Origin of the sequence: Bacillus sp. AR4-2 (assembly GCF_008274865.1) — a bacterium.
Lineage (GTDB): Bacteria > Bacillota > Bacilli > Bacillales > Bacillaceae_G > Bacillus_A > Bacillus_A cereus.
Window position 1 is genome coordinate 2,573,143 of the sequence record NZ_CP031062.1, and the last position, 16,819, is coordinate 2,589,961.

The following is a 16,819-nucleotide window of genomic DNA, read 5'->3' on the forward strand; positions in this document are numbered from 1 at the left end:
TTGTGACTTTCTTAATCATTATTTTTTCTTCTTACGGAATAATTCAATTGTTTTATAGCCTTGTGAAAGGATTTCTATCATTTTCTCTAGACGTTTTTCACGTGTTTTTTCTTGTTTTACAGAAAAAAGATTACGTGCCCAATCTTTCTGATATCCAGGCGTTAAACTTTGATAAAACTTAAGTTCATTCGGGTGATTTGTTAATAATGCTTCAACATCTTTAATTCGATCTGCATAATCGGCAACACATTGACTCATAGCAGATGTTTTCGTTGTTTTTTTCTTTTCACGTTTTAAACCTACAACAGTAAAGACTTCATCCATACTTACCATTCGTGCAAATTTAATATCGCTTTCTCCCACATAACCATCTTCTCCAACGTTTAATGCCGGAAACATCTCATCACGGTGAATAAACGTACTATAACGAGCATTACCTTTTTTCGGATATGCGAAGAATACGTAACCTTTTTCAATTAGTAATTCTTCATTACTAATAATAAAATTCGTTTGTTTCACCATTTCATCAAGCGTTTCTACAAATATAAAGATAGCATCGTGTTCTTTTGAGAATCCATTTTCTTTACCTGTAAAAATGTCATAATCACTTGGTTCGTTAATAACGACCATATTTGTATACTTATTAAGTTTCAATTTATCAATAACTGACATAATAATCTTCCTTTACATTCAAAATTCATTGTACATACTTTTTCGTACTGTTCTAGTGTATTATATGTATTAAGAAAATCAAACTTTAAATCGTGTTATTCTGCTGCAAAAGAACAGAATTCTTTAATAGATGGGGTGGTTTTATGCCATATGTAATCCGGGATGAAGGGCTAGTTTTACAAGGGGATGATGGAAAAGAACCAATTTTTCATACATATGAAGAAGCTGAGGAAACATTAAAAACATTAACTATATCGCAGTTTCCGAAACGTATTAGAAGAAAACCATTTACACCAAAAATAATAAAAATAGCCGCTTCTGAATAAGAACCGGCTATTTGTTTATTCATAACTTAATAGAAAATAAAGTATATAAAAACTCTCTATATTGATCTTCTGTAATTTCAAGCTTAGTTTTTTCCCCATGAATAATTTCAGTTAAACTTGTATTCGTTAATGAAATATGACCGGAGTTCGTCAACTTTACTGCAATTGGTCCTTTATTAAAAATAGACTTCTCATCTTCTATCACTCTTCTTTGAACGTCGTTTACTACTATCTCATCAATATTATGTTTATAAAAAGCATGACAAACTTTCCATTCTCCATCAGTATCTATTCTTTCTAAAACATAATTTCCTTTACTCGTATCTTTTCGTCTCACCCGGTACGAACCATTTTTTGAAGAGACAGACTTACCAGTAAAAGGTACAGGAACAAGAGGTACTAACGAAGCTATACCTACATCAATTAAATACTGTACATTATCATAAGTTAAAATAATTGTTATATGGCCATCCTCAAGTGCCCATGCATTTATATCGTTTTTATAAACCGTACCTAATGCCAGTTGTACATCATAGCCACAGTCTCTTAAGAAATAGTAAAAAAGAGTATTTAATTCGTAGCAAAGTCCACCACGGGAACTAGTTAAAATTTTCTCTCGTAAGTTTTCCAGAGAGATTTGATTCGTATTTCGTGCTATAACATCTAAATTCTCAAATGGTATAGTATGCGCAAACGAAAAGAGTATGGTAGGTAATTCTTCAAACGTTACTTCATTACGTTTTTTAAGATTTAATCTTGTGAAAAGCTGATCTTGTAAACTTGTCATATTTAGCACCCCTTAAAAATTTATAAGTTTAAATAATATATGCTGATTGTAAATTTTAAGGGGCACTGTAACAACGTACATTTCATTAAACTGTACCGGTACAAAAATTACGATTCACATAGGAGGTGTCATTACACATGTTTTTTGTAATCACTTCTTTTTGTGGCAAACCAAAAGCTACGAATATAAATTTAATAGTTTATCTATAGGCAAACTATTACTATCACTTAAATCAACAAAATATTGAAGTTGCCATGCTTGGCTCTTTTTAGCTTGATTACTAACAGTGGTATCCCAAACAGGATAAATTCTCATTGCCATTTTCCCTGTTTGACTTTGTGTTCTCAATATTTTTTCTTTAAGAAGAATCTCTTTAGGAAAAATAAATTGCCCTAGTTTATTATCAGCAATACAAGTGATTACTAATAAATCAGGAGCAGCTTCATAAGAGAAAGCTCTATTTCGCATATTTTCATCTTTCGCCCAAAAAGAAACGAATTGACCAATTTTATTAGGTGTAACTTTTGATTTTCTAAAACGAATGGTTTTGTTATTTAAGTGGAATAAACATCCGGCATATTCTGCGTTTTGCTTTTCTTCTTTTAGATTCGTAATCATTAAGTTGTTAGGTTTGTAAACTATATTATTTAAATCTTGGATTATATTATTAAAATTGTTCAAAAAAACTCCCCCTTTATTCATCTCTTAGTTTACCACAAACATCAGTTCTTCTATATCGTATATAATTATGAACTAAGTGAAATGGGGGAATTTAGCAGGATATAATTATTACTTTAATGTACTTAGTTTTTTAATTGCTTGTTGTTCAGTTGCTAAGTAAAAAATGTCATTCCCTTTATTACATTCATAAATAAAATCCTTTAAGCTTTTACTAGTATACATAGTGAAATCTCCAACAATAGCAATCTTTACCTTGTAGTTTATAAACTTTTGAAGGATATCGCCCGCAAGCCGTGTTTTTAGATCAAAGAAATCTTCACTTATTAAAGATTTATGGATAATAATATGTTTCGCATCTACCTCATATTGAACTGTTGCCATAGTATCTAATGCAGACTGAACATCCGATATTAATACCTTATCGTTTCTAATGAGCGCAATATTGATTCCATCGATTACTACTTTCTTTATTTCCATAGTCCCACCTGTACAGAGATAATAAAGTTGTTTAATTTACAATAAAGTCATTTAAAAAATAATATAGTAGTTTAAAAATCCTTCTTCTACTAACGAGGCAGGTTAGTGGAAGAAATAGCAAGTGGTTTTAACTAGGAGAAGTGTCGATGACATTAAAGAAGACACCGAGGTGTCTTCTGTTTTTTAAATTAAGGATATCGATAAATTAAGATTTATTTACTTAACATTATACTTATTTTCGGACCGAAGCACCTAATCGATGAGTATATACAAACCAAGTAATGCTTGCTGTTAATAATGTTGACGAAATTAAAGCTGTAAGAACACTATATGTTTGCCAAATAAGTATCGTTGACCAATCGAAGGCAAAAAACATTATACACTGGGCAATCGTAGCGATTAGGAAAATAATTGTTACGATTGTTCTCTTTTTTGTCATTGGCTGCTGCTCATTCATTTTCCTTTTTCTTAATCCTAAGAAAAATAACAGAACGGCTAATAGGCAAAGAATAATTGTGGTAGACGACAAAATGATGTCCAAAAGCTGTGTGCCGCTTATCTCATATGACTGAGTTAGATTGCCGTTTAATATATTATTAACTTGTAGTACCAGGTTTATATTGGTATTTGCGCCGTTGCTCAGTAAGCAGATGGCTGTTCTTTCATTTGGCAGTATGGCTACTTTGGTACTAAAATTTGGATTACGCCCAGTGTGTTCTATAAACGTTTGTTCGGCGTTTACCGACCAACCTGCCGCATAATACATATCATTGACAGCCGAAACAGACATATCACCTCTATGTGATTTTTCGATGGCCCTGTGAAATATTTCGGGTATGTCCTGCACGATACCCATCTGTATGCCCATCCAACGCACCATATCTTTTGTATTAGAAATGATATAGCCGGCAGGTTTATTCCCAGCATAATCCGGAGCGTTAAATGGAGTTGTTATAAAAAAGGAAGAACGGTAGCCCTGTGCTAACTGTCCAGTGGCTTGAGCATCTTCTTTATAAACATACGTCTGGTGAAGACCTAAGGGTAGAAATACCTGTTCCTTCATAAAGTCTTCATAGCTTTGTCGTGATACAATCTCAATAACCAAACCCAATACGTCATAATTAACGGTTCCATAGTTATATTGTTCACCGGGAGAGAACGCCAATTCTGCATCTACCAGCGTTTCCACAGTCTTTTGCAACATATCAGGCGTATTACCTTGTGGAATATTTTGAAGATGTCTAATATTTGTTAGGCCGCTGGTATGGTGAAGAAAGTTATTTAGTGTAAGGTTTTGCATATCAACAGGTTTACCTTTACCTTGATACTTTAACGTAAACCAAGGTAAATATTTTTGGATAGGGTCAGTCATTGATAGCAGCCCTTGCTCTTCCAATAGCAAAATCCCCATACCAGTAAAAGCTTTACTCACCGAGGCCAACTCATAGAGTGTATTTTCACTTGCAGACAGTCCCTTTTCAAGATCTGCATACCCAGAAGAAAAGTAGAACACTTCACCATCAGCAAGTATTGAGAGTGACATTCCAGGCACACCTGACGTACGACAGGCATCATCTAGCAATGCTTGTATTGCCACAGATTTCGAATCTGACAACGCATAACTTTGTGTTGCGAATCCTGAGAATAATATAAATATCGTTAATACAAAAACAATAGTCTTTTTCATACACTCTCCTTTCTGAAGAATTATAAGGGTATAAATAACTTATTTTTATAACTATAAACTAAATTCTGATTTATATTTCTATTTATCTATATAATATCAAATAATTGTGAAGAGTTACACTTAAAAACGGGGGCGTTAGTTTAATAAGAAGTAAACAACTTTATTATTCATTTTTTAAGCATTACATAAGCAGATGGATATAATTTGAAACAACTTTAAAGAGCCTTGCTGCATATAGAATGTAGTAAGGCTCTTATCTTTTTTAATCAAAATTCAATAACTTTATTATCACTATACACCACCCCTTTATAATTTACACAGTATGAGTAAAATTGTTTTACAAGACTTCGTATTAATCATAGATTAAATTAGCCACAGCTATTAAAATCGCCTCTATTTTTTATTGTAAGTATATATTTTTTATTACTAATACGGTCAATGAAATTAATGATAGTTTCTCTTTTTTATATTATTTAATATATATATGCGGAATTACTTTTACTTGTTATAAAAATATTGTGGAGTAACATAACTTAACAAATTATCCAAAGTGTTAATCTCGGCATATGGTTGTATTTTGGTAGTATTATTGATTTTCTGAGGGTTAAACCACACCCCTTTTATATTTACATTTTGAGGACCAGCAATATCCTTTTCTAAGTCATCCCCAACAAATAAAGTATGTTCCGGTTGTAAATTTAGCTTATTTAATGCTAGTTCGAATATACGTTTATCAGGTTTACTAAATCCTACTTCTTCAGAAATAATGATTGTTTCAAAATACCTATTTAAATTCGTGTTAAATATTTTAGCTTTTTGCCTCTGAGTTGAGCCATTTGTTATAATTCCAACTTTACAGTGCTTCTTTATTTGATTTAAGAAATGAATAGTATTTTTGTCTATTGAAAAACATCTAGGGAAATTATTATTCCAAAAATCTTGGATGTAATTGCGTGGCAATCTATACCTTGGCGTGAATTCATCAAACAATGATTCTAAAACTGTCGTTTTATTACTTATGCCATATTCTCTTTTATCGTATTCTTTGAATTTCTGTAACATGTTGCTTTTAGCCGCACCATCTACATTTTCATAACACTTTTCTAAAACAATTAAAAATAATGCCTCTACTGCTTTATCCCTATCAAGTAATGTATCATCTAAATCAAACAGCATCGCTTTATAACCCATCAAATCATTTCACAACCTTTCTAGCATTATATAAATCTCTCCAAGTTTGTACCTTTAAACTTTTGGTTTAGCAAGAACATTATTATGTAGTGATTAACGATTAAATAGAAACTAGATGAAAGAAATCCAAAGTTCTTGGCACACACTCTAGTATTACGGTAGTTTCTTCTATATTGAAATTCCTTTTCCTCTTTTGGTAAAGAAGCAAAAGTATATTTTTACAAATTTTAAGAAACTACATACAATTCACATTATTATACATTAGTTTTTCGTAAATATTAATCGTACACCAATTCATACAATAAGTTTTTTTAAGCAATTATTTCTCCATAAAAAAGTAATAAAGTTAATAATACTTTTTGGTAGTAAGCGTTCTATGAAGTTTACTACTGTATCTCCACATAAACTCCAGATTGTACGGCTATAATGACTACCAGAGGTGATATTATGAAAAACTATCATATCCTCGTGGTAGAGGACGATCAAGAAATTCAGGAATTAATTAAACAATTTTTAATGACACAGCATTATACAGTGGTAGTCGCTTCAGATGGACTAGAGGGTATGACACAATTTAATAAGCAATCCTTTGATTTAATTCTTCTAGATGTCATGATGCCCAATCTTAATGGATTTGAAGTTTCTAAAATGATTCGAAGTCAGTCAAACGTACCAATTATTATGCTAACTGCGTTGGAAGAAGAAGAAGATCAAATGAAAGGATTCGATCTTGGGATCGATGATTATATAACAAAACCCTTTTCATTTCATGTTTTGATTAGACGAGTCGAAGCTGTACTTAGAAGAAGTTATGATAAAAATGTAAATAATCATTTGATATTTAAAGAAGTTCGTATCGATGTGGATGCATATAGAGTCTATGTAAATGATGTTGAAATTATATTAACGACAAAAGAGTTTGAAATTCTACAACTACTATTTCAAAATGAGAGAAAAGTACTTACAAGAGAAAATATCGTAGAGAAAGTTTGGGGTTACGATTATTTTGGAGAAACACGAATAATTGATACACATATTAAAAACCTACGCAAAAAATTAGCTATCCCTTATATTAAAACAATAAAGGGTATTGGTTATAAAATTGATGAATAGTATTGTGAAACTCATGAAAATGAAGCAAATCACTTATAAACTCTTTATGACTACATCTCTCATTTTGTTATCCTTTGCAGTATTGATTTATTTAACTTTATACTTCTTTCTCCCTACATTTTATGAGCAATATAAAACAGATCAACTTCAAACAGGGATAAACGAAATCATTGATAAGTCTAAAAATCTTACGTTTCAAGATGCGATACCACTTTTTGATGAATACGCAAAAAAAAATAATGCGATGCTTTATCTTCAAAATAAAGAAGGAGTAATTATTTACTCTCCTTCGTTTTCTTTTATTCAAAGTGGTACGCAAAAAACAGTAGTTACTAAAGCAACACGATTCGAGAATGCAAGTACCCTTAGCAATTCATATAACGTTACGAAACCAATTCAATTCCAAGATGGTAGTTTAACGCTTATAGTCTTTGCTACATTTCAACCGATTGATGAAGCTTCACAGGTTTTAGTCCGCTTTCTCCCCTATATTAGTATCATTGTACTCGTAATTGGTATAGGGAGTGCTTATTTTTATTCCAGGTTTATTACAAAGCCACTTATTTATATTAATGAAGGTGCACAAAAGATGGCAAATTTAGATTTCTCCGAAAAAATTGAGGTTCGCTCTACAGATGAGTTAGGAGAATTGTCTAATAGTTTGAATGACATGTCTATTAACTTACAACAAGCTATGTTTGATTTAAAAAAAGCAAATGAACAATTAAAAAATGATATTGAAAAAGAAAGAGAAATAGAAACAAAACGCAGAGAGTTTTTTGCGATTGTAGCACATGAATTAAAGTCCCCTCTTACTGTAATGAAAGGCTACTTAGAAGGGATGATTTACAATATTGGCCCTTATCAAAATCGCGATCAATATTTAAAGAAAAATCATCAAATTATTGAAAGTATGGAACAATTAGTTCGTGAAATTTTAAGCGTATCGAAATTAGAACAACACACCTTCAAACTAAAAGTAGAGGAAGTTAATCCTTCAAAGTTAATAGGTACAATCACAAAAGATCTCGAATTTTTTGCTTCTCAAAAAAGCATCGAAATAATAAAAGAAATTGATTCTGACCTTTTTATTTATACAGATTGTGCTCTTTTAGAAAAAGCATGTAAAAATATTATTCACAATGCGGTTATGTATTCACCACATAATGAAAAAGTCTATATAAAGTTAAGTGAGGATTCGAAACAAGGTCAAATCGAAATGCAAATTATAAATACAGGTGTCAATATTAAAGACGAAGATTTACAACAAATTTTCAAACCATTTTATCGAATTGAAAAATCAAGAAATCGAAATACTGGAGGAAGTGGTTTGGGGTTATATATTGTTAAACAAATTCTTGAAACGCTAGATATAAAGTATTCAATAAAAAATATGGAACATAGTGTACAATTTCGCATGAGCATTCCATTATCTAAACACAAAAACAAACAAACTCTCCTTTAAATAGGACGAGTTTGTTTGTTTTTGTAGTAAATATAAACTTATTAACAGGTTTTTCACTTAATGGACAAATGCTGCTTCTTAAATGGCGATTATCATAAGTAGTGACAAACTGTATTCAATTTACATATTTATCTTCTACTATAACAGCAAAAAAACGAAATTCCGCATAGCGCAAATTAGATTCTCTTATTTGAGATGCATTTCATCTATGAAACTAAAAAGGAGGATGAAAAATGCATATTTGCCTCCATTTTTCAGATTAATTTGGAATTCTTTTATGATAAGCTATATGTAAAGATTAAACATAAAGGATGATTCGTATGCAAATAAGACCACAAGTAAGTGAATATAGCTCCTATTATGCAACGTATACCAACTTGGTATCAGACGGAAATATCATACATATTCTAGAACAACAAATGAAGGAAACGAATCTCTTATTAAAGGAAATTTCTGATAGTGAGGGACTTTTCCGGTATGCTCCTACTAAATGGAGTATAAAAGAAGTAATGGGTCATATAGCAGATACAGAACGGATTATGGCGTATCGATTGCTATCTATCGCTCGAGGCGAGACAGCAGAACTTCCAGGCTATAATGATGATATGTATGTTCTTAGAGCTGCTTTTGATAAGCAATCTATGCAAAATCTTCTTGAGAATTTAATTGTTGTTCGCCAATCTACCCTGTGTTTACTTAGAAGCTTAGATAAAGAAGCTTGGTCACAAAGAGGAAATGCGAATAATTCTGAAGTTACAGTTCGTGCATTAGCATACATCATTGCTGGTCATGAGCTTCATCATCTTCAAATTATAAAAGAACGTTACCTTGGTTCTGATGTATATCCAGCAACTTAATATTTGAAGAAAAAGATTCCTATTTATGTAGGGCTCTTTTTCAGAATTTATAACGGATTAGCGCTTAGAACCATGGCAATTAAATGTCTTTATTTATAAAATTCACCACATAATATATATGTTATCCCCTCTTATTCTGTACATAATTTTCTTTAGGCTGATATACTATAAACACAATAGTTCTGGAAAGGTGATGATATTATGTATGAACAACAAAATAATAGAGATAGAGATCAAAAAATGATGTTTTCTATGCAAGGAGTTCCCACAAATAAAATTAACATGAATCAATTACCTAAATGGATTAGAATTTTTGGCTATTGCGCGTTTGGTTGGATGATAGTATTTAGTTTAATTATGATTGTAGGTTTAATTCTGCAATAACTATACAGATACATAGGGAAACGGGACAGCATTTAGATTATATATCTAGGTATTGTCCCGTTTTTTATGTGTAATTATCCCATGATAGGTAACCAATTATAATAAAAAGAACTTGTAGAATATCCTACAAGTTCTTTTAAAAATATTATTAAAACGGGAACGACAAACTATTTTAACATTCAGTACAGGGAGACCATTTTGATTATGGCTTGATTTTATTATAAATCAAATATAAGCTTTTGAAAGGTCTAGTTTTTGAAAAATATGTGAATTAAACAGCTACGATGTTTATATTAGATTTCATTTATGACTAACTTCTTCTTACTTAAATACACTGCACGATCTGATTTTTTAGCAACCTCCTGTGAGTGAGTCACAACAATAATGCATTTATTCTCTTTATGTGCAAGTTCTTGAAACAGTTCTATTATATCCATTGCGGTTTCCTCGTCGAGGTTTCCTGTCGGCTCATCTGCAATCAGTAAATCAACATTACAAGATAGTGCTCGAGCAATTGCTACACGCTGTTGTTGCCCGCCACTTAGTTGCAGGACGTTTCGTTTCGCTTCAGCTTCTGAGAGTCCTACCCTCTCTAATAATTCTAATGCTCTTGCTGTTTTATTTTGCACTTTAACACCTGTAATTTCCATTGCTGTTAAGACATTTTGAAGAGCGGTCATATAGGTAATTAAGTTATAAGATTGGAAAATTACAGATACATTTTGATTACGGTATCGATCCAAACCAATTTTTCTAATATCTTTGCCATTATACAGTACATAACCATTTTTAGGGACATCCAGTCCACAACCTAAGCTCAGAGTTGTGGTTTTACCAGATCCAGATGGCCCTAAAATCGTGTAGAAATGTCCTTTTTGAAAAGAAAAGTTAACATTATCTAGTATCACTACATTTTTCCCATTACTTTCATAATAATAATCCAAATTTTTAAACTGTAAAATCGTCTCCATATCGAGCCTCCTCATTCATCTTTTAAAAGAATTTGTTTTGGGTTTAAACGTAGAATAGATAATGCTGGAAGAAGCGTTGCTATTATAGCAATAGCTAGTCCAATTCCACCCATTTTTCCTACATCTTCTCCTGTTACACTTACATCAATTTTATCAATTGGATCTTCTTTTTGATTTTGTAGAGTACCACCGGGTCCAGCCATCATTACAGTACCATGTTGCGAAGTATCTGTTTCTTCGCTTGCAGTAGCAATTTCATTCGAAAGTAAATTATCCCCGATATATTGAGAAACTTTAGCTCCTGTTGTTATGGATAATCCAAATGCTAAAATAGCGACACACACTACTTCTACTACGAATTGCGCCATCAGTTTCCACTTTTTCTCTCCAATAGACAATAGAATTCCCATTTCTTTACGACGCCCTTTAATTGATAGCATAATGATTAATCCTAAAATGATCGCACCTGCAATCGATACAATATAAATAATCATTTGAGAAGTCGAAGAGATATTTTCGATAGGACCAATCATTTGCTTGTACAATGAATCATGCGCATCTAATTTATAATAATTAAAATCAATGTTAGATTTTTTTGCTTCTTTTTTAAATGCATCAATATATTGTGGATCATTCAAGAAATACACGACTTGACCACTACTTATACCTTGGTCTACTTCTAATTTTTTCATAGTTGAATGCGGCATATATAGTTTATTAGCTGGATCCATAATAGGAGGAGCCTGTTGACCCATTGCTTGCTCATTTGTTTCGTAAATGCCGATAATTTCAACCTCAAGAGTTTCCTTCTTATCCCCTGATTGTACTTTAACTTTGTCTCCTACTTTCAAATTGTTTAATTCCGCTAATCGTTTTTCCATTAAAGCTACATTCTGATCTTTCATTTGCTCTGTTATTGGTTTTCCATCAATGATTTTACTTTTTCCGTTTTTAAAGCTTTCTTGTAATGCAGTCTTGCGAACTCCCTCAATCATAAAAGAAGCATTCATATCTATTTCTGTACCAGAGCTTGAACCGCCTCGCGCAGCCGTCATTCCCACTTTACCTTTTCCTTCTTCTTCTCCTTCTGAAGCTCCTACTAGTTTAAGCCCATCAGAAATACCGAAAGTGTTAGCTATGTAATTATAATCTTTTACATACTTGGACTTCGCTAATTGATCTGTTTCTTTTGCATCGAGCTGCGGCGGATTTGGCATTTCTCCAGTTTCCTTAGCTTTTTGACCTATTTTGTCGAAATCAAGACCTAAAGTAACATCTGCACCAAGTTTTTTTCTTGCAGCATCCGCTGCTTTTTTTGATGCATTTTGGATTGTGAAACCTGAAAGAACCAAATTTGTAACAATCAGAAAAACTGCCATCAAAATTAATGATGTTCCTATCCTTTTTTTCATACTGAGAATTGCTCGTTTCATAAAATTCATTTTTCTTACCTCCTTGATAACTTGTATTCTATATAGGTTATCTAGAGTTTATATGGAGCTAATCGGTAGTTTAACTAGAGATATAAGGAGTTTATGTGTAGTTATTTACCTGTTCCAGAAAAGCTAGAACACAAATTCAAAAACACAGTCGTTTTTGAATTTCGGTAAGGAGTTAGTCAATTTAAGAGACTTATAGAAAAGAGAGGTTAAGCTTGATTTAATGTATGTAACATAAAAAATATATTTATTGTATAATTTCTATACAATAAATATAGAGAACCAATTTGTGAATATCTATATGGGAATTGTAAGTTGTTCTTCATAGAAATTACAGCTTTTAATAAGAAAAGAAGCAAGTTAACATTCTTTTATAAGGATAATAATATTAACTTACTTCTTAAATTTTAGTATAAATTATTTATTGTAAGCTTTATAATATAATATGAAAATTTATCACCTATTTTTATAATTCAAGCACCTACTATTAGGAAAAGAGAATATTTCCTAATTAATTTAAAACATAAATTTTGTCTATGTTTTAAACAATATGTATTTTGGAGGAGGTTAATTTGATTTTTTCAAAACTCATTGATCGGTACGCCTTATATGATTTACACAAAAAAAGAAGTGTAGCGTTTCAGTTTACTTCCCTTTCTAACACTTCATTAAATATAAAGAACATAGAATCTTTTTATAAAGTAAAACCATCACATTTTCATTTTGACATTAAGCATTCAAAGCAGGAAAATGAATACATGGTTGGGCAATTCAACTATAAAAGTTCGATTCAATCCGGTGATTCACACAACGACTCTGTAACTGGGGAATTATTCTTACATAAAAATGAAAATGCACCTCATGTTATCTTTGTTCACGGTTGGAGAATGGATTCTAACGAACGTGTGAAAAAAATATTCCACGATCATATGACCAGCCTGAAGTGGAATATGTATTATTTCACTCTACCCTATCATTTTGAAAGAAAACCCGATCAATCCTTATTCAGTGGAGAGTATATGGTAAGTGCAAATATTGAACGAACATTACAAGCAACTAGACAAGCGGTAGCTGATTTACAAGCTTTGATTAAATGGATTAAAGCAAATAAAAAGGGGCCCCTGATTCTAATAGGAATTAGTTTAGGCGGATTTATTACTAACTTAACCTCTCTTGTTGAAGAAGAAATTGATGTGTTAGCATCCATTTTCTATGCAAATCGACTTTCTTATTCGATTTGGAATACAACTCCAGGTAAATTTATTAGAGAAGACTTGGAACATCATGGTGTTACGTATGATGATTTAATAGATTATTGGAAAATCACTGAACCGAGTCAAGCATTGCCAAAAGTAAAAAAAGAAAATATTTTATTAATTTCAGGTAAGCATGATCTATATGTGCATTCTGAGGATACAGACTACTTGTGGGAATCTTGGGAAAGACCTCCACGATATATTTATACATGCGGGCATGCCGGGATCGTTCTTAAACGTAAAAAAATTGCAACTGATACTATTGATTTTATTCAAAATCGATTAAACTCCCCACACTTATCCAATGTCATGCCTTAAATCGCGAGATTACTAAGTACAAAATCTTATACTTGTATTGTTATATTTTTTACTAGTCACCTTTGTAAATCTTAGCCCCAAGCCTTCCACGATTGAAAATGAAATAAAATAAATAACTAAGGAACTAATTTACCATATGGAAAAACATTGCTCAGCATTTTCACCAGTGGTCCCTGTATATGAAATATTACATACAAAAATCTTTATGTATTACGTTATTAATTTAAAAATAAATTATTCATCCATTAATCTATACCATCCGTATTTACAGTTATGGATACCCTAATTACATATGAAAAAGAGAGAAGAACATTGGTTAGTTCTTCTCTCTTTGTTTATTTTTAAGATAACCATCTATAAAATTTTGCTTTTCATAATTCTTCATGAGTCTAGAAAAGAAATTTTTCTAATGTACATAATTACAACGACATTAAACCTCTTTGCTCTTAAATCCACTACTTGTATTATTGATTGCATGAAACTCCTTCTTGAGAAAGGTTTTAATTTCCGAATATTCTGTTGACCGTTATAACATATCCAATTTACAATTTAATTGTGGTGTTCTTTCACAATTAAACTACTTAGAATACACTTCATTTATTTGAAAACAATTACAAATAGAGGTGCTAAAATGAAAACTAGAGTAAATCCAGAATTATTACAAGGGTTAGAGATGTTTCCGGATCTCGATTTACGCCCAGAAAATTTGCAATCAATCAGAGAAGGAATAGCTCAAATGAGACCACCTACCGTTGTTGATGACTCTCTTTCTTTAACAGATAAAATCATTGTTGGGCCTGATGATAATCCGTTACCATTACGAATTTATCGTCCAAAATCAAATCATGAATCTTTACCTGTCTTATTATGGATACATGGTGGAGGTTATATCTTAGGGTCTATAGATGATAACGATGATACTTGTATGAGGTTTGCAAAAGAAGCTAGCTGTGTGGTCGTGTCTGTAGACTACCGCTTAGCACCTGAACACCCTTACCCAGCACCAATTGAGGATTGTTATTCAGCTTTAAAATGGATTGCTGATAATGCAAAGTCATTAAACATTGATTCGAATCGAATTGGGGTTGCAGGAGTAAGCGCTGGCGGTGGACTAACAGCAGCATTATCATTATTAGCACGAGATCGAAAATATCCTTCAATTTGTTTACAAATGCCACTATATCCAATGATTGATGACAGAAATGATACACCTTCAGCGAATGAAATTAAAGAGGGATTTGTTTGGAACCAAAAGGCAAATGAAGCTGGCTGGAAAATGTATTTAGGAGAAATGTATGGAACGGATCAAATCCCTGCCTATGCAGCACCTTCTCGAGCTGAGGATTATAGTGACTTACCGTATACTTACACATTTGTTGGTCAATTAGATCCATTCCGCAGCGAAACATTAACCTATGTAAGCAAACTAGCACAAGCTGGTGTTGATGTGGAGTTTCATTTATATCCAAATGCCTATCACTGGTTTGAAGGGTTAAATCCAAATGCCGATGTATCTATTTATGCTGTGAACGAAATAGTACAAGCAATAAAGACTGGTTTCAAACGAGTATCCAAGGTTGAGGCTTAATCCCATTACAAGAGAAACACTTATAAATAGTATATATGTATTTATCATTTAAATATAATAGCCGATTCTAAATAAGAATCGGCTATTAATATGTAAAATCCGCCTAATATATCAAGGTTGAGAAACAGATATAAGATGTTTAGGCGATGTGTTTATTTCCTCTGCTAATGCTTTTATGTTCATCATGATTTGAAGTATTTCTTCTTTTGTTGTTCTTGGGTTGATAGAGCAAAGTCGAATTACTACTTTTTCTTTTAATTTAGTCGTACTTAGCATAGCAAATCCTCTTTGATTAATTTCTTCCACCAATTTTTTGTTTATTTCATGAATTGTATCTGTAGATGTTAGCTCACATGGAATATAACGAAAAGTAACAATTCCTAATTGGGCAGGTGTTACTACTTCCCAATCTTTTTCTTTCCTTAAAAACTCTTCAACTTGTTCAGCTAGCATAATGCCATGATCAATTGCCTCACGAAAAGCTGTAACTCCGAATGCTTTAAAAGAAAGCCATACCTTTAATGCTCTAAATCTACGAGAAAGTTCAATTCCACGCTCCCCAAAATTCACTTTTTCTTCTATATTAGTTTCTGTATCCTTAATATACTCTGGGATCATACGGAATGTTTCACTTAAATATTGGCTATTTCGAATAAGTACACAACCAACATCATAAGGCTGAAAAAGCCATTTATGCGGGTCTAACGTTAAAGAATCGGCACGATGAATTCCACTTAATAACTCCCTTCCTTTTTCACTGAGAATTGCTGCAGCCCCATAAGCCCCATCCACGTGTAGCCATATATCTTCATCACCACATACATCAGCCAATTCATCGAGGGAGTCCACCGCTCCGCAATTCGTTGTCCCTGCATTAGCAATAACACAGAATGGTTTTTTCCCTTTTAATCGATCTTCTTTTATTTGTTTTCTTAAAGTACTAACTGAAATTTTTAAGTCTTCATCTGTCTCAATTCGGCAAATTTGATGCTGTTTAAAACCTAATACTTTAAGTGCTCGATCTACAGAAAAATGAGTTTGGTTAGAAAAATAAACAATCGCATTTTCTATGTCATTATTCAGCTTGACCTGTCTCGCTACAGTAAGTGCAGTCAAATTAGCCATGGAACCACCACTGACAAATAATCCTTCAGCTGAATCAGGGAATCCTAGCATTGATTTTAACCAGTTAATTGTCGTTAATTCAATTTGTTCGGCACCTGCACCTACTATCCAAGCTGTAGGAAATACATTAAACCCACTTGCTAAAAAATCTGCTAATACACCAACATAATTATTAGGACCTGGCACAAAAGCCATAAAATGAGGATGATCCACATGAGTAATTTGATTAAACACATTGTTATTAAGAAAATGAAGTAATTCTTTTGGATTAGATCCGTTTTCCGGAATCGTTTCAATTAGCTTGTCTCTAAAAATATTACTATCAATCGTTTCTGAAACTGGTTTACTTTTTAAATGATTCATATGATCAACAATTAAGTCAACCGCTTGATATCCTAACTGACGCATTTCTTCGGCTGATAACTGTAATTTTTTTGTCATTTGATTTACTCCTATTCTATTTAAAAAGGCGAGTTTTTGCT

The 16,819-nt window shown here is 32.2% G+C and carries 16 protein-coding genes; 7 read left to right on the forward strand and 9 right to left on the reverse strand.

The window, feature by feature from the left end:
* Nucleotides 1-18 precede the first annotated feature (18 nt).
* Nucleotides 19-672, reverse strand: a complete 654-nt coding sequence (locus DN399_RS13290) for a YdeI/OmpD-associated family protein (RefSeq protein ID WP_106824908.1) — start codon at nt 670-672, stop codon at nt 19-21.
* A 143-nt stretch (nt 673-815) separates the two neighbouring features.
* Here DN399_RS13290 and DN399_RS13295 point away from each other — a divergent pair, with 143 nt between their 5' ends.
* A complete protein-coding gene (locus DN399_RS13295) occupies nt 816-998 on the forward strand; it encodes a hypothetical protein (RefSeq protein ID WP_149149684.1) in 183 nt (60 codons plus the stop codon).
* Nucleotides 999-1,017: 19 nt separating this feature from the next.
* Here DN399_RS13295 and DN399_RS13300 read toward each other — a convergent pair whose 3' ends face one another.
* From DN399_RS13300 to DN399_RS13320, 5 genes are all read right to left on the reverse strand, one after another.
* Nucleotides 1,018-1,785: an arylamine N-acetyltransferase family protein gene (locus DN399_RS13300; protein WP_000202756.1), complete on the reverse strand. Its 768-nt coding sequence runs from the start codon at nt 1,783-1,785 to the stop codon at nt 1,018-1,020.
* A 177-nt stretch (nt 1,786-1,962) separates the two neighbouring features.
* A complete protein-coding gene (locus DN399_RS13305) occupies nt 1,963-2,487 on the reverse strand; it encodes a MepB family protein (protein ID WP_080353311.1) in 525 nt (174 codons plus the stop codon).
* Nucleotides 2,488-2,574: 87 nt separating this feature from the next.
* Nucleotides 2,575-2,943, reverse strand: a complete 369-nt coding sequence (locus tag DN399_RS13310; protein WP_149149685.1) for a DUF4180 domain-containing protein — start codon at nt 2,941-2,943, stop codon at nt 2,575-2,577.
* Nucleotides 2,944-3,175: 232 nt separating this feature from the next.
* Nucleotides 3,176-4,630 carry a serine hydrolase domain-containing protein gene (locus DN399_RS13315; protein ID WP_149149686.1) on the reverse strand — a complete coding sequence of 485 codons (1,455 nt, stop codon included), beginning with the start codon at nt 4,628-4,630 and terminating at the stop codon, nt 3,176-3,178.
* 498 nt (nt 4,631-5,128) lie between these two features.
* Nucleotides 5,129-5,821: an HAD family hydrolase gene (locus DN399_RS13320; protein WP_000540710.1), complete on the reverse strand. Its 693-nt coding sequence runs from the start codon at nt 5,819-5,821 to the stop codon at nt 5,129-5,131.
* A gap of 447 nt (nt 5,822-6,268) precedes the next feature.
* On the opposite strand from DN399_RS13320, the gene DN399_RS13325 reads away from it, so the two are divergent.
* The 4 genes from DN399_RS13325 to DN399_RS13340 all read left to right on the forward strand — a co-directional run bounded on the left by DN399_RS13325 (nt 6,269) and on the right by DN399_RS13340 (nt 9,640).
* The gene (locus DN399_RS13325; protein WP_000800727.1) at nt 6,269-6,934 is read left to right on the forward strand and encodes a response regulator transcription factor; all 666 of its coding nucleotides are present in this window, start codon (nt 6,269-6,271) and stop codon (nt 6,932-6,934) included.
* On the forward strand, nt 6,927-8,399 hold the full coding sequence (locus DN399_RS13330) for a sensor histidine kinase (protein WP_255478129.1): 1,473 nt from the start codon (nt 6,927-6,929) through the stop codon (nt 8,397-8,399). The genes DN399_RS13325 and DN399_RS13330 overlap by 8 nt, the downstream gene beginning before the upstream one ends.
* Nucleotides 8,400-8,719: 320 nt before the next feature.
* Nucleotides 8,720-9,256, forward strand: coding sequence for a DinB family protein (locus tag DN399_RS13335; protein ID WP_046392780.1), 537 nt, complete (start codon nt 8,720-8,722; stop codon nt 9,254-9,256).
* Nucleotides 9,257-9,457: 201 nt separating this feature from the next.
* Complete coding sequence (locus DN399_RS13340) at nt 9,458-9,640, forward strand: hypothetical protein (RefSeq protein WP_000273238.1); 183 nt, start codon at nt 9,458-9,460, stop codon at nt 9,638-9,640.
* Nucleotides 9,641-9,933: 293 nt separating this feature from the next.
* On the opposite strand, the gene DN399_RS13345 is transcribed toward DN399_RS13340, so the two are convergent.
* Together DN399_RS13345 and DN399_RS13350 are read right to left on the reverse strand one after the other, a co-directional pair.
* Nucleotides 9,934-10,611: an ABC transporter ATP-binding protein gene (locus DN399_RS13345; protein ID WP_149149687.1), complete on the reverse strand. Its 678-nt coding sequence runs from the start codon at nt 10,609-10,611 to the stop codon at nt 9,934-9,936.
* Between the two features lie 11 nt (nt 10,612-10,622).
* The gene (locus tag DN399_RS13350; protein WP_049108024.1) at nt 10,623-12,053 is read right to left on the reverse strand and encodes an ABC transporter permease; all 1,431 of its coding nucleotides are present in this window, start codon (nt 12,051-12,053) and stop codon (nt 10,623-10,625) included.
* Nucleotides 12,054-12,622: 569 nt separating this feature from the next.
* On the opposite strand from DN399_RS13350, the gene DN399_RS13355 reads away from it, so the two are divergent.
* Both DN399_RS13355 and DN399_RS13360 read left to right on the forward strand, forming a co-directional pair.
* Nucleotides 12,623-13,624: an alpha/beta hydrolase gene (locus DN399_RS13355; RefSeq protein WP_149149688.1), complete on the forward strand. Its 1,002-nt coding sequence runs from the start codon at nt 12,623-12,625 to the stop codon at nt 13,622-13,624.
* 631 nt (nt 13,625-14,255) lie between these two features.
* On the forward strand, nt 14,256-15,212 hold the full coding sequence (locus DN399_RS13360; RefSeq protein ID WP_149149689.1) for an alpha/beta hydrolase: 957 nt from the start codon (nt 14,256-14,258) through the stop codon (nt 15,210-15,212).
* 111 nt (nt 15,213-15,323) lie between these two features.
* On the opposite strand, the gene DN399_RS13365 is transcribed toward DN399_RS13360, so the two are convergent.
* Entirely contained in the window at nt 15,324-16,778 is a 1,455-nt protein-coding gene (locus tag DN399_RS13365; RefSeq protein ID WP_000162820.1) for a pyridoxal phosphate-dependent decarboxylase family protein, read from the reverse strand.
* Nucleotides 16,779-16,819 lie beyond the last annotated feature (41 nt).

Coding starts and splice junctions, on each gene's coding strand:
- DN399_RS13290 (WP_106824908.1), bottom strand. CDS start 672: ATGTCAGTTATTGATAAATTGAAACTTAATAAGTATACAAATATGGTC.
- DN399_RS13295 (WP_149149684.1), top strand. CDS start 816: ATGCCATATGTAATCCGGGATGAAGGGCTAGTTTTACAAGGGGATGAT.
- DN399_RS13300 (WP_000202756.1), bottom strand. CDS start 1,785: ATGACAAGTTTACAAGATCAGCTTTTCACAAGATTAAATCTTAAAAAA.
- DN399_RS13305 (WP_080353311.1), bottom strand. CDS start 2,487: ATGAATAAAGGGGGAGTTTTTTTGAACAATTTTAATAATATAATCCAA.
- DN399_RS13310 (WP_149149685.1), bottom strand. CDS start 2,943: ATGGAAATAAAGAAAGTAGTAATCGATGGAATCAATATTGCGCTCATT.
- DN399_RS13315 (WP_149149686.1), bottom strand. CDS start 4,630: ATGAAAAAGACTATTGTTTTTGTATTAACGATATTTATATTATTCTCA.
- DN399_RS13320 (WP_000540710.1), bottom strand. CDS start 5,821: ATGGGTTATAAAGCGATGCTGTTTGATTTAGATGATACATTACTTGAT.
- DN399_RS13325 (WP_000800727.1), top strand. CDS start 6,269: ATGAAAAACTATCATATCCTCGTGGTAGAGGACGATCAAGAAATTCAG.
- DN399_RS13330 (WP_255478129.1), top strand. CDS start 6,927: ATGAATAGTATTGTGAAACTCATGAAAATGAAGCAAATCACTTATAAA.
- DN399_RS13335 (WP_046392780.1), top strand. CDS start 8,720: ATGCAAATAAGACCACAAGTAAGTGAATATAGCTCCTATTATGCAACG.
- DN399_RS13340 (WP_000273238.1), top strand. CDS start 9,458: ATGTATGAACAACAAAATAATAGAGATAGAGATCAAAAAATGATGTTT.
- DN399_RS13345 (WP_149149687.1), bottom strand. CDS start 10,611: ATGGAGACGATTTTACAGTTTAAAAATTTGGATTATTATTATGAAAGT.
- DN399_RS13350 (WP_049108024.1), bottom strand. CDS start 12,053: ATGAATTTTATGAAACGAGCAATTCTCAGTATGAAAAAAAGGATAGGA.
- DN399_RS13360 (WP_149149689.1), top strand. CDS start 14,256: ATGAAAACTAGAGTAAATCCAGAATTATTACAAGGGTTAGAGATGTTT.
- DN399_RS13365 (WP_000162820.1), bottom strand. CDS start 16,778: ATGACAAAAAAATTACAGTTATCAGCCGAAGAAATGCGTCAGTTAGGA.